This is a genomic window from Enterococcus sp. 12F9_DIV0723 (assembly GCF_002174375.1).
Taxonomy (GTDB): Bacteria; Bacillota; Bacilli; order Lactobacillales; family Enterococcaceae; genus Enterococcus_A; species Enterococcus_A gilvus.
The window spans coordinates 274843-287801 of the sequence record NZ_NIBK01000003.1; the positions used below are offsets into that span (position 1 = coordinate 274843).

Annotated in this window: 10 protein-coding genes and 2 rRNA genes; all 12 read left to right on the forward strand. The window is 42.1% G+C overall.

What is annotated here, in order from left to right:
• Positions 1–270 carry an RNA-binding S4 domain-containing protein gene (locus A5868_RS18650; protein ID WP_010779619.1) on the forward strand — a complete coding sequence of 90 codons (270 nt, stop codon included), beginning with the start codon at positions 1–3 and terminating at the stop codon, positions 268–270.
• A 74-nt stretch (positions 271–344) separates the two neighbouring features.
• Complete coding sequence (locus A5868_RS18655) at positions 345–779, forward strand: FtsB family cell division protein (RefSeq protein WP_010779620.1); 435 nt, start codon at positions 345–347, stop codon at positions 777–779.
• A 56-nt stretch (positions 780–835) separates the two neighbouring features.
• Positions 836–1282: a S1 domain-containing RNA-binding protein gene (locus A5868_RS18660; RefSeq protein WP_010779621.1), complete on the forward strand. Its 447-nt coding sequence runs from the start codon at positions 836–838 to the stop codon at positions 1280–1282.
• A gap of 81 nt (positions 1283–1363) precedes the next feature.
• Positions 1364–2698, forward strand: coding sequence for a tRNA lysidine(34) synthetase TilS (gene tilS, locus A5868_RS18665; RefSeq protein WP_086306427.1), 1335 nt, complete (start codon positions 1364–1366; stop codon positions 2696–2698).
• 13 nt (positions 2699–2711) lie between these two features.
• The gene (gene hpt, locus A5868_RS18670; protein WP_010779623.1) at positions 2712–3257 is read left to right on the forward strand and encodes a hypoxanthine phosphoribosyltransferase; all 546 of its coding nucleotides are present in this window, start codon (positions 2712–2714) and stop codon (positions 3255–3257) included.
• A 104-nt stretch (positions 3258–3361) separates the two neighbouring features.
• The gene (gene ftsH, locus A5868_RS18675) at positions 3362–5431 is read left to right on the forward strand and encodes an ATP-dependent zinc metalloprotease FtsH (protein WP_010779624.1); all 2070 of its coding nucleotides are present in this window, start codon (positions 3362–3364) and stop codon (positions 5429–5431) included.
• Positions 5432–5655: 224 nt separating this feature from the next.
• Positions 5656–5958, forward strand: coding sequence for a bacteriocin immunity protein (locus tag A5868_RS18680; protein WP_086306428.1), 303 nt, complete (start codon positions 5656–5658; stop codon positions 5956–5958).
• A gap of 256 nt (positions 5959–6214) precedes the next feature.
• Positions 6215–7099: an Hsp33 family molecular chaperone HslO gene (gene hslO / locus A5868_RS18685; RefSeq protein WP_086306429.1), complete on the forward strand. Its 885-nt coding sequence runs from the start codon at positions 6215–6217 to the stop codon at positions 7097–7099.
• Positions 7100–7110: 11 nt separating this feature from the next.
• Positions 7111–8109: a tRNA dihydrouridine synthase DusB gene (gene dusB, locus A5868_RS18690; RefSeq protein WP_086306437.1), complete on the forward strand. Its 999-nt coding sequence runs from the start codon at positions 7111–7113 to the stop codon at positions 8107–8109.
• Between the two features lie 120 nt (positions 8110–8229).
• Entirely contained in the window at positions 8230–9693 is a 1464-nt protein-coding gene (lysS, locus tag A5868_RS18695) for a lysine--tRNA ligase (RefSeq protein ID WP_086306438.1), read from the forward strand.
• A gap of 598 nt (positions 9694–10291) precedes the next feature.
• Positions 10292–11850: ribosomal RNA gene (locus tag A5868_RS18700) — 16S ribosomal RNA — on the forward strand.
• Between the two features lie 242 nt (positions 11851–12092).
• Positions 12093–12959, forward strand: a 23S ribosomal RNA gene (locus tag A5868_RS18710); the annotation flags it as partial.

The window sequence follows — 12959 nt, forward strand, 5'->3', positions numbered from 1 at the left end:
ATGCGATTAGATAAATTTTTAAAAATAGCGCGCATTATAAAACGTCGTACGGTAGCGAAAGAAGTAGCTGACAAGGGACGAATCCAAGTAAACGGAAAGTTAGCAAAATCTTCAACAGATATAAAAGTGGGAGATGAGCTTCGCATTCAATTTGGTAACAAAGTCCTAGAAGTGGCGGTAGAAGAGTTGCATGAGTCGACAAAAAAAGAAGATGCAGCAAAAATGTATCGGATCATTCGTGAGACACGAGTGGAAAATAACGGGAATTAAGGATAATTCAAATAGACAATTATATCCTGAATTGATATAATAGTAAAGAATTTCATGGTAAGGAGCGAGCAGGAATGAATGAAAACGAGACGCAGAAAATTGCTTCGTTAGATACGCCGTATGCAAAAGAGCAATATCGCAAATTTCAAAAGCAGCACCGTCAATTAATTTTTAAGCGTCGTCGTCTAGCAGCATTATTTGCTGTCGCAGCTTTTGCCGCTATCGTCATGGGAGTTCAAATCTTCAACGAACATCGTCATTTGAACGAATTGAAGCAAATTAAGGTTCAGACAGTAGCCGAATCTGCTAAAGTGGATGATCAAGTGAATGGGTTAAAACAAGATGTAAAATTGTTGAAAGATGATAACTATGTGGCAAAACTAGCTCGTAGTCGTTTCTATTATTCAAAAGATGGGGAATTGATTTTTGTTTTACCAGATTCAGCAAATACGCCTAGCAAAGACAAACAGTCTGCTGACGAAGTTGTAAAGTCCGAAACTGCTAATTAATATAAAATCGCAGTTTTAAAATAAATTGGAAAAAAATTAGGAGGAACATTTTTTTTATGTCAATCGAAGTAGGAGCTAAGCTGCAAGGAAAAGTATCAGGGATCACCAATTTCGGTGCCTTTATCGACTTGGGAGAGGGCAAAACGGGCTTAGTCCATATCAGTGAAATATCTAATGGTTTCGTCAAAGACATTCATGATGTTTTGACTGTCGGGGATGAGGTAACGGTAAAAGTTACGTCAGTCGGAGACGACGGCAAAGTAGGTCTTTCAATACGTAAGGCCCAAGATCAACCACAACCAGAAAAGAAACCTTTCAAACGTGAGTTTCGCGACAACAACCGCCCAAGACCAGCGGCTAAAGGCAAACCCCAACAAAATAGCGGCAAACAAGACTTCGATTCATTGATGAGTTCCTTTTTAAAGGATAGCGATGATCGCTTGTCATCGATCAAACGCAATACCGAAGGAAAACGCGGAGGCCGAGGCGGCCGTCGTAGTTAAAATAGGGAAGCTGAAATTCTTTTAGGATTTCAGCTTTTTTTATAGTTGTCACTACTATTTTTAAAAAATGAGGAATTTAATATGGAACACGCTTTTTTTAAAGAGAATCCAGAGTTAGTGGAAGGAAAAAAAATCTTAATAGCTGTCTCGGCTGGGGTCGATTCAATGGTATTGCTGCATCTGCTAGAACAAAGAAAGCTGAAAATAGGTGTCGCACACATAAACCATCAGTTACGTAAAGAATCCAAAGCAGAAGCAGCTTTCCTGCATGCGTATTGTGAAAAACAGCAAATACCGTTTTATTTAAAGGTCTGGGAAAAGCCAGCAGAGAAAAATGTAGAAGCGGAAGCTAGAAATGTTCGGTATGGTTTTTTTAAAGAAATTATGCAGAAAGAAAAGTATGATCTGATTTTAACAGCTCATCATGGTGATGATCAGCTAGAAACGCTATTGATGCGTCTGACTAGAGGCGGTTCGCTTGCAGGCCATGAAGGAATAGTGCGTCAACAACGATTTGGTAATGGAATTTTACTACGTCCACTGCTGCTATTTTCAAAAGAATCATTATACGATTACGCTGAAAAAGAAAATATCCCTTATTTTGAAGATGAAACAAACACGTCTCAAGATTATTTTCGTAATCGTATAAGACAAAATGTTGTCCCTGAATTAAAAGAAGAAAATCCCCAAGTCTTACTGCACGCGCAACAATTTCACCAACAATTGATGTGGGCTAACCAGCTGATCAATGAAACGCTAAAAGAAAATTTAAGAAATGTTGAATTTGACGGTCAACGGTGGTCATTTTCCTATGAAACTCTTCCTCAGGAGACGGGCGCTCGTTATTATTTTCTTTCTTCGTTTTTTCAACAGGCCAGTGAACAGAAGTCGCTCGCGGTCTCACAGCGTCAACTTTTTTTACTCTTAGATAAAATGGAAGATTTTACCAGTCAATGGTTAATAGACATCGGCAATAATTGGCAATTTGTACGTCGTTATCAGCATTTTTATCTAGAGCAGAAATCCCTCGTGGATAAAGAAGTTCTTTATTTAGATGAAGGTGAAGAGGCTGAGCTGTCTGATGGTGCAAGGATTGCGCTGAGAAAAAGCAGCGAAGCTTCCAATAAAGAGGGGTATCAAGTTTTCCTGCCCGCAACAGTGAACCTCCCGCTAAAGATTCGCAAGAGAGAAGCGGGAGATCGCATTCAATTAAGTGGGCGTTTGAAAAAAAGGATAAATCGTTATTTTATTGACAAGAAAATCCCAACAGATGCACGTGATCGCGCATGGGTGGTAGAAGATTCTGCGGGAGAAATCGTAGCGCTTTTGCCTTTTGTCAATTCCTATTTGAGTATTACAACTGAAACTGATAGAATACACTACATACTTGACTATACGCTTCAGGTAGCGAAATGAAAGGAGTTTCCACATGCTAGCAAAAGATATTGAAAAAATCTTGATTACTAGAGAAGATATTCAAAAGCGCTGTGTTGAATTAGGCGCACAATTAACGACAGATTACGCCGACAATAATCCATTGGTGGTTGGTATTTTAAAAGGTGCTGTACCTTTTATGGCAGACATCGTTCGTGAGATCGATGCACACTTAGAATTGGACTTTATGGATGTTTCAAGTTACGGTAACCAAACCGTTTCATCTGGTGAAGTAAAAATCATTAAGGATTTAGACACAAATGTTGAGGGCCGTGATTTGTTGATCGTTGAAGATATCATCGATAGTGGTCGAACATTGGGTTATTTGGTGGATCTGTTCAAATACCGCAAAGCCAAATCAGTGAAAATTGTCACATTGTTGGATAAACCCGAGGGTCGTGTAGTTGATATCCATGCGGACTATGTTGGCTTTGATGTGCCAAATGAATTCGTTGTTGGTTATGGACTGGATTATGCAGAAGCATATCGCAATTTACCGTATGTAGGCGTATTAAAGCCTGAAATTTATCAATCAAATTAGTGACCGAAAAAATCACAGTGTGATATACTTAAAAGGTCAAAATTGATAAAACTTTTTTTACAAGCTAATAAGCTAATGAGCTAACAAGCGCGAGGAGGACGCAGATGAACAAAAACAATAAGGGAGTAAAAAATGCTCTCTATTATATTCTCGTCATCTTGGCGATGGTTATGGTAGTGTATTTCCTTTTCGGGGATAACAAATCAGCTTCGCCAGATATCGAGTATTCAACCTTTACTGAACAAATGCAAGAAGGCAAAATCAAAAATGTTAAAATCCAACCTGCTGGTGGTGTGTACAAAATCACTGGGGAGTACAAAGAGAAGCAAGAAGTTGCAAACTCTGGTGGATTGAGCATCATTGGTTCAACCGATTCTACAACGACTCATTTCTCAACTATTATTTTGCCTAATGATTCAACGTTGAGCCAAGTTAATGATCTAGCAAAAGAAAACAATGTAAAAACAGAGATCGATGAAGAATCTAGCAGCGGTATGTGGGTGACATTATTAGTCAGCTTCTTACCAATCCTAATCATGATTTTCTTCTTCTATATGATGATAGGACAACAAGGCGGAGGCGGAGGCGGCAACGGTCGTGTCATGAACTTTGGCAAGTCAAAAGCGAAAGAAGCAGACAAAAAAGCCAACCGTGTAAGATTCTCTGATGTGGCCGGAGCAGAAGAAGAAAAACAAGAATTAGTAGAAGTTGTAGAATTCTTGAAAGACCCGCGTCGTTTTGTCGAATTGGGCGCTCGTATTCCTGCCGGTGTTTTACTAGAGGGACCTCCAGGGACCGGTAAAACATTGCTTGCCAAAGCTGTAGCCGGTGAAGCAGGCGTACCGTTCTATTCAATTTCTGGTTCAGATTTCGTGGAAATGTTTGTAGGGGTCGGGGCTTCTCGTGTCCGTGACCTATTTGAAACAGCCAAGAAAAATGCTCCAGCAATCATTTTCATTGATGAAATTGATGCTGTTGGTCGTCAACGTGGCGCTGGTATGGGCGGGGGTCATGATGAACGTGAACAAACCTTAAACCAGTTACTTGTTGAAATGGATGGTTTTGATGGTAACGAAGGCGTGATCGTCATCGCTGCAACGAACCGTTCAGACGTACTAGACCCAGCGTTATTACGTCCAGGTCGTTTTGACCGTCAAATTTTAGTTGGACGCCCGGATGTTAAAGGTCGTGAAGCGATTTTACGCGTTCATGCTCGGAATAAACCGTTAGCAGACGACGTTGATTTGAAAGTTGTTGCACAACAAACACCAGGTTTTGCTGGTGCGGACCTTGAGAATGTTCTGAATGAAGCAGCCCTAGTAGCTGCTCGTCGAAACAAGAAGAAAATCGATGCTTCAGATGTTGACGAAGCAGAAGATCGCGTGATTGCAGGTCCTGCTAAGAAGGATCGTGTCATTAGCAAGCATGAACGTGAAATGGTCGCTTATCATGAAGCAGGCCACACAATTATTGGTATGGTATTAAACCGTGCGCGTGTTGTTCACAAAGTAACTATTATTCCTCGTGGACGCGCTGGCGGTTATATGATCGCTTTACCAAAAGAAGATCAAATGTTGATGTCGAAAGATGATATGTTTGAACAAATCGTTGGACTGTTGGGTGGACGTACTGCTGAAGAAATCGTGTTTAACGCACAAACAACAGGTGCTTCAAATGACTTCGAGCAAGCAACGGCACTAGCCCGCAGCATGGTAACTGAATACGGAATGAGTGATAAGCTTGGACCGGTTCAATACGAAGGGAATCATCAAGTCTTTGTTGGCCGTGATTATGGTCAAACAAAAGCTTACTCTGAACAAGTTGCTTTTGAAATTGATGAAGAAGTTCGTAGTATCTTAATGAAAGCTCACGAAAAAGCACGTGAGATCATCGAAACGCATCGTGATCAACATAAATTGATCGCTGAAAAGTTACTGGAATTCGAAACATTGGATGCGAAAGCAATCAAATCATTGTTTGAGACAGGGCAAATGCCAGAAGGCAAAGGCACTCCTTATCCAAGTGAAAAAGCTCAAGCACAAACCTTTGAAGAAGCAAAACGTGCTTTGGAAGAGAAAGACGCTGAGAAACAAGCAGAAGATAAAGATCCTGAAGAACACAAAGACTCAGACAATAAAATCGAGCCAGATGATACAAACGACAATCAAGAGTAAAATGAAACGGCATGTCCTTGGGCATGCCGTTTTTCTATTCTTCAGCTTTACAGCATTTGAGAGCACAAAGAATTTCGTTCGTTGATTTTCGAGTATTTAAGAAGTTTCAGACAATCTCTTTTTACATCTCAAAAGGATAAAAAATTAATTTATCGTTGATTTAAATGTATTTTGTTGGTCTATAGGTTATCTAGGCGTAAAATGATTTTAAAGAGGTGGAGAGCATGAAACGCGACGAAAAAGCTAAACAAATGATGGATCAGATTAGTTGTGCTTACGGAGATGAGTTTGTAAAAACGAGTCCAGAAATCAAAAAAATGCTGTTTGAGAATGCGCAAGTACTTGAAAAAACGGAAGATTGCGGTTTAGTTGCAACAAAAATCTGTAAGGAAATCGCCCTTTATGCACTGTCTCATCAACAGGATTTTCCTGAGGCGCTAGGCACCCTACACAACCAGTTGAAAAGCGAAGCGATGAAGTATGATGCTACTGCAATGACAGCTATTTTATTGCCTTTGTGGTTTTAAGAAGCAGACGAAAATTCGTCTGCTTTTTTTTTGTTTAGTGAATATCACTTTGTTAAGCTTTTCCATTATGAAGGCGCAGAGAAGTTGAAAAAAGTTGAAACACCTAGTATGATGCAATCACGAGTAAAAAATGAACCACTTTAAAAAAATGAATGAGGGTCTTATTTTTTTAAAAATAAAGTAAGAAAACAGATTAGACATTCTGAGGAGTGTTTCAGTAGTAAATAGTTCATTATTAGGGATAAGGAGCAGGTAAATGAGTGATTATTTAGTAAAAGCATTAGCTTATAGCGGATTTGTTCGAGCATACGCAGTAAACGCAACGGAGACGATTGGTGAGGCACAGCGCCGTCATGATACATGGAATACGTCCTCTGCAGCATTGGGTCGCACAATGATCGGTGCATTGATGTTAGGAGCCACGTTAAAAGGCGAAGATAAAATGACTGTCAAAGTAGAAGGAAACGGTCCTGCGGGAGCTATCGTCGTTGACAGCAATGGTAAAGGCGAAGTGAAAGGATATATCAAGAATCCACATATCAGTCTACCATTAAATGAGATTGGCAAAATAGATGTGCGTGGAGCAGTTGGAACAGAAGGCATGTTCACTGTAATCAAAGATCTAGGGCTAAAAGAACCATTTTCTGGTCAAACACCTATTGTTTCTGGTGAAATCGGAGAAGACTTTACCTATTATTTGGCAGTATCCGAACAAATTCCATCTGCGGTGGGAGTATCAGTCTTAGTCGATACAGATGATTCTGTCAAAACAGCGGGTGGTTTTATGATTCAAATTATGCCAGGTGCAAGCGATGAGATCATTGATCAAATTGAAGAACGCTTAAAAGAGACAACACGTATTTCAACCTTGCTAGACGAGGGTCAAACGCCAGAAGAAATTTTGCAAAATTTATTAGCAACTAGCGATGTTGAATTTTTAGAAAAGATGCCTGTTCAATTTAAATGTGATTGTTCAAAAGAAAAATTCGCTTCTGCGATTCTCACATTGGGAGCCGACCAAATTCAGGAATTAATTGATCAAGATCATGGTGCAGAGGCGGTTTGTACTTTTTGTAATAACAAATACGAGTACAGTGAAGAAGAACTTTACGAACTTAAACAAGAAATTTTGGGGGAATAAACGTGAGACCATTGAATGGTACGTGGAAAATAGGCGATGTGGAGGTACCTAATCGGGTGGTTGTAGCTCCAATGGCAGGCATCTCGAATGCTGCTTTTCGAGTGACGGTGAAGGAGTTCGGAGCAGGTCTGGTCGTGTGCGAAATGATCAGTGATCAAGGAATCCACTTTAGAAATAAAAAGACGTTGGAGATGCTGTATATAGATGAACGGGAACATCCGTTAAGTGTACAAATATTCGGCGGGAACAAAGACTCATTAGTAGAAGCAGCGCAATTTGTCCAAGAAAATACGAAAGCTGACATTATCGACATCAACATGGGTTGTCCGGTAAACAAGGTTATTAAAGCAGAAGCGGGTGCTAAATGGCTGTTAGACCCAAATAAAGTTTATGAAATGGTAAATGCAGTTTCGTCGGCTGTAGATATTCCCGTAACTGTTAAAATGCGTGTAGGCTGGGATGAACAGCATATCTTTGCAGTAGAGAATGCTTTGGCGGCTCAAAGTGCGGGAGCTTCAGCCATTGCAATGCACGGAAGGACACGAATGCAAATGTATGAAGGCAAAGCAGATTGGGCTGTCTTGAAGCAAGTAGCTGATGAGCTAACGATTCCATTTATGGGAAACGGCGACGTCCGTACGCCAGAGGATGCGAAACGAATGATTGAAGAAGTCGGTGTGGATGCGGTGATGATTGGCCGAGCGGCTCTAGGCAATCCTTGGATGATCCATCAAACCCAGCACTATTTAGAAACAGGTGAATTAATTCCTGAACCAAGTGCAAGAGAAAAAATAGAAACAGCCAAGCTGCATTTAGAACGCCTAATTCAGTTGAAAGGCGAAACCATCGCTTGTCGTGAATTCCGTCAACATGCAAGCTACTATTTAAAAGGGATTCCGCGCTCTGCAAAAGCTAAATTAGCTATTAATCAAACAGAAGACAAACAAGTGATCGCAGATTTATTGGATCAGCTTGTTGAAAAGACTGAAGCGAGAGAGAAAATCAGTTGATCTTGAAGCCGAATGAAGAATTCGGCTTGATTTTTTGCTTATTCATTGGCATTATAAGAAAGAGTAATTACATTCTGAGGAGGAACATTCGTGACTGAAGAACAATCAAATTTAACAGAAATGAACGATCAGATGCGTGTTCGCCGAGAAAAAATGGAAACCCTTCGTGAAGAAGGCATTGATCCATTCGGTGCACGTTTTGAACGAACAGCAAATTCAAAAGAATTACACGAAACATATGACGAAAATACTAAAGAAGAGCTTCAAGAAAAACAATTATCGGCAAGCGTGGCTGGTCGAATGATGACGAAACGGGGAAAAGGGAAAGTCGGCTTTGCTCACTTACAAGACCGGGAAGGCCAAATCCAAATCTACGTACGTAAAGACGAAGTCGGGGAAGAACCGTATGCGATCTTCAAAAAAGGGGATCTAGGTGATTTCTTTGGCGTAACTGGTGAAATCATGAAGACGGATACTGGCGAAGTCTCCATTAAAGCGAAAGAAATTACATTGTTGTCTAAAGCGTTGCGTCCACTGCCAGAAAAATATCATGGGTTGACCAACGTTGAACAACGTTACCGTCAGCGCTATTTGGATTTAATCAGTAATCGTGAGAGTTTTGATCGTTTTACTAAACGTAGTCAAATCATCAGTCAAATCAGACGCTATTTAGATGGACTCGGTTATATCGAAGTAGAGACGCCTGTGTTGCACAATGAAGCAGGAGGGGCGACTGCTCGTCCGTTTATCACGCATCACAATGCTCTTGATATGGATTTATATCTCCGAATCGCATTAGAGCTGCACTTGAAGCGTTTAATCGTTGGCGGAATGGAAAAAGTATACGAAATTGGTCGTGTATTTCGTAATGAAGGGATTGATACTACGCACAATCCTGAATTTACAATGATGGAAGTTTATACTGCGTATCAAGATTTCTTAGATGTAATGAATTTGACAGAAGGAATTATTCGAGATGCCGCGCAAAATGTTTTAGGGGAAACTACACTTTCATATGATGGTCAAACGATTGACCTAGGATCTGAGTTTAAACGTATCCATATGGTGGATGCAATCAAAGAACAAACAGGGGTAGATTTCTGGCCCGAAATGTCCATTGAAGAGGCTCGTGCGCTAGCTAAGGAACACCATGTTGAAATTAATGATAACATGGAAATTGGGCACATTATCAATGAGTTCTTTGAGACCTTTGTGGAAGAAACGCTGCAACAACCGACATTTGTGTATGGTCATCCAGTAGAAGTATCTCCACTTGCGAAGAAAAATGCAGAAGATGGACGTTTTACAGACCGTTTTGAATTATTTATCGTGGGACGCGAATTTGCGAATGCCTTTACTGAGCTAAATGATCCAATTGATCAACGTGAACGCTTCGAAGCGCAAGAAAAAGAGCGGGAACAAGGAAACGATGAAGCACATGGTGTAGATGAAGACTTCTTGGAGGCGTTAGAATACGGTATGCCGCCGACTGGTGGACTAGGTATCGGAATTGACCGTTTAGTTATGTTACTGACAGATGTTCAATCAATTCGAGATGTTTTGCTATTTCCGACCATGCGTTAGGAAAAAATTTCAAGAGACGTTCAGCTATGCTGACGTCTTTTTTTTGTATGTTTGAAAAGGTTTATTAGAAAATGATGTCATCTCCAGAATTAAAAATACGGCAGTTTGTGTTTTGAAAAGGAAATTTTCAATCAGCTTTCATGTTATTTACGAACGTTTGCAAGCAGGTTGCGAAGTATTGGTCAGTATTGGAAAAAAGTTCCGAAAAATCAATATTTCTAATTGACCAGATAAGATTATGTTGGTATATTATTTAATGTTCCAAGGCGAGGGAATATCGCTTAAAAAAACTTCAAAATTGTTATTGACAGATGGCTGACTTTCAGTTATTCTATCAAAGTCGCATAAAGCGATGACGACAACTTCTTCGAAAAAAACTTCAAAAAAAGTTGTTGACATTAAAACAGCAATCTGTTATGATTTAAAAGTTGCTGAAACAAAGCGACAAACAACGTAGACCTTTGAAAACTGAACGAATAAAACAAACCAAATGTGTAGGGCGCTTCTATTCTATAGAAGCAAACAACATAGCAAGCAATATGCTAGCAAGTCAATTATTAAAATTGAGCTTAACAATCGCAAGATTGTTTCAAACACTTTATATGAGAGTTTGATCCTGGCTCAGGACGAACGCTGGCGGCGTGCCTAATACATGCAAGTCGAACGCTTTTTCTTTCACCGGAGCTTGCTCCACCGAAAGAAAAGGAGTGGCGAACGGGTGAGTAACACGTGGGTAACCTGCCCATCAGAAGGGGATAACACTTGGAAACAGGTGCTAATACCGTATAACAATAGAAACCGCATGGTTTCTATTTGAAAGGCGCTTTTGCGTCACTGATGGATGGACCCGCGGTGCATTAGCTAGTTGGTGAGGTAACGGCTCACCAAGGCAACGATGCATAGCCGACCTGAGAGGGTGATCGGCCACATTGGGACTGAGACACGGCCCAAACTCCTACGGGAGGCAGCAGTAGGGAATCTTCGGCAATGGACGAAAGTCTGACCGAGCAACGCCGCGTGAGTGAAGAAGGTTTTCGGATCGTAAAACTCTGTTGTTAGAGAAGAACAAGGATGAGAGTAAAATGTTCATCCCTTGACGGTATCTAACCAGAAAGCCACGGCTAACTACGTGCCAGCAGCCGCGGTAATACGTAGGTGGCAAGCGTTGTCCGGATTTATTGGGCGTAAAGCGAGCGCAGGCGGTTTCTTAAGTCTGATGTGAAAGCCCCCGGCTCAACCGGGGAGGGTCATTGGAAACTGGGAAACTTGAGTGCAGAAGAGGAGAGTGGAATTCCATGTGTAGCGGTGAAATGCGTAGATATATGGAGGAACACCAGTGGCGAAGGCGGCTCTCTGGTCTGTAACTGACGCTGAGGCTCGAAAGCGTGGGGAGCAAACAGGATTAGATACCCTGGTAGTCCACGCCGTAAACGATGAGTGCTAAGTGTTGGAGGGTTTCCGCCCTTCAGTGCTGCAGCTAACGCATTAAGCACTCCGCCTGGGGAGTACGACCGCAAGGTTGAAACTCAAAGGAATTGACGGGGGCCCGCACAAGCGGTGGAGCATGTGGTTTAATTCGAAGCAACGCGAAGAACCTTACCAGGTCTTGACATCCTTTGACCACTCTAGAGATAGAGCTTCCCCTTCGGGGGCAAAGTGACAGGTGGTGCATGGTTGTCGTCAGCTCGTGTCGTGAGATGTTGGGTTAAGTCCCGCAACGAGCGCAACCCTTATTGTTAGTTGCCATCATTTAGTTGGGCACTCTAGCGAGACTGCCGGTGACAAACCGGAGGAAGGTGGGGATGACGTCAAATCATCATGCCCCTTATGACCTGGGCTACACACGTGCTACAATGGGAAGTACAACGAGTCGCGAAGTCGCGAGGCTAAGCTAATCTCTTAAAGCTTCTCTCAGTTCGGATTGTAGGCTGCAACTCGCCTACATGAAGCCGGAATCGCTAGTAATCGCGGATCAGCACGCCGCGGTGAATACGTTCCCGGGCCTTGTACACACCGCCCGTCACACCACGAGAGTTTGTAACACCCGAAGTCGGTGAGGTAACCTTTTGGAGCCAGCCGCCTAAGGTGGGATAGATGATTGGGGTGAAGTCGTAACAAGGTAGCCGTATCGGAAGGTGCGGCTGGATCACCTCCTTTCTAAGGAAATAGTTCATTTTAGATGAACGTTACGGAAACTACACAGGCTTGCTTTTATTCGTTCAGTTTTGAGAGGTCTACTCTCAAATCGTTCATTGAAAACTGGATACAGAAACAAAATGTTAAACAAACCGAGAACACCGCGTTGAATGAGTTTTTTAATAAGTTCAATTGCTTATTTATTACTAAGGAACATGATCGCTCATGGAAATTAGTAAGACCCTTGACGCAAGTCAAGATAAGGTTAAGTGAATAAGGGCGCACGGTGGATGCCTTGGCACTAGGAGCCGATGAAGGACGGGACTAACACCGATATGCTTCGGGGAGCTGTAAGTAAGCTTTGATCCGGAGATTTCCGAATGGGGAAACCCAGCATCTTTTATAGGATGTTACTTTTCAGTGAATACATAGCTGAATAGAGGTAGACGCAGAGAACTGAAACATCTAAGTACCTGCAGGAAGAGAAAGAAAAATCGATTCCCTGAGTAGCGGCGAGCGAAACGGGAAAAGCCCAAACCAAGAGGCTTGCCTCTTGGGGTTGTAGGACTCCAATATGGTAGTTCAGTGAGATAGTCGAAGGACCTGGAAAGGTCTGCTAGAAAGGGTAAAAGCCCCGTAGACAAAATTTGACTGGCACCTAGGAGGATCCTGAGTACGGCGGAACACGAGGAATTCCGTCGGAATCCGGGAGGACCATCTCCCAAGGCTAAATACTCCCTAGTGACCGATAGTGAACCAGTACCGTGAGGGAAAGGTGAAAAGCACCCCGGAAGGGGAGTGAAATAGATCCTGAAACCGTGTGCCTACAACAAGTTAGAGCCCGTTAATGGGTGATAGCGTGCCTTTTGTAGAATGAACCGGCGAGTTACGATTACTTGCGAGGTTAAGTTGAAAAGACGGAGCCGCAGCGAAAGCGAGTCTGAATAGGGCGAATGAGTAAGTGGTCGTAGACCCGAAACCATGTGATCTACCCATGTCCAGGTTGAAGGTGCGGTAAAACGCACTGGAGGACCGAACCCACGTACGTTGAAAAGTGCGGGGATGAGGTGTGGGTAGCGGAGAAATTCCAAACGAACTTGGAGATAGCTGGTTCTCTCCGAAATAGCTTT

What these genes read in the sequence shown, in the direction of transcription:
- A5868_RS18650 (WP_010779619.1), top strand. Translation starts at nt 1, where the DNA reads ATGCGATTAGATAAATTTTTAAAAATAGCGCGCATTATAAAACGTCGT.
- A5868_RS18655 (WP_010779620.1), top strand. Translation starts at nt 345, where the DNA reads ATGAATGAAAACGAGACGCAGAAAATTGCTTCGTTAGATACGCCGTAT.
- A5868_RS18660 (WP_010779621.1), top strand. Translation starts at nt 836, where the DNA reads ATGTCAATCGAAGTAGGAGCTAAGCTGCAAGGAAAAGTATCAGGGATC.
- tilS (WP_086306427.1), top strand. Translation starts at nt 1,364, where the DNA reads ATGGAACACGCTTTTTTTAAAGAGAATCCAGAGTTAGTGGAAGGAAAA.
- hpt (WP_010779623.1), top strand. Translation starts at nt 2,712, where the DNA reads ATGCTAGCAAAAGATATTGAAAAAATCTTGATTACTAGAGAAGATATT.
- ftsH (WP_010779624.1), top strand. Translation starts at nt 3,362, where the DNA reads ATGAACAAAAACAATAAGGGAGTAAAAAATGCTCTCTATTATATTCTC.
- A5868_RS18680 (WP_086306428.1), top strand. Translation starts at nt 5,656, where the DNA reads ATGAAACGCGACGAAAAAGCTAAACAAATGATGGATCAGATTAGTTGT.
- hslO (WP_086306429.1), top strand. Translation starts at nt 6,215, where the DNA reads ATGAGTGATTATTTAGTAAAAGCATTAGCTTATAGCGGATTTGTTCGA.
- lysS (WP_086306438.1), top strand. Translation starts at nt 8,230, where the DNA reads ATGAACGATCAGATGCGTGTTCGCCGAGAAAAAATGGAAACCCTTCGT.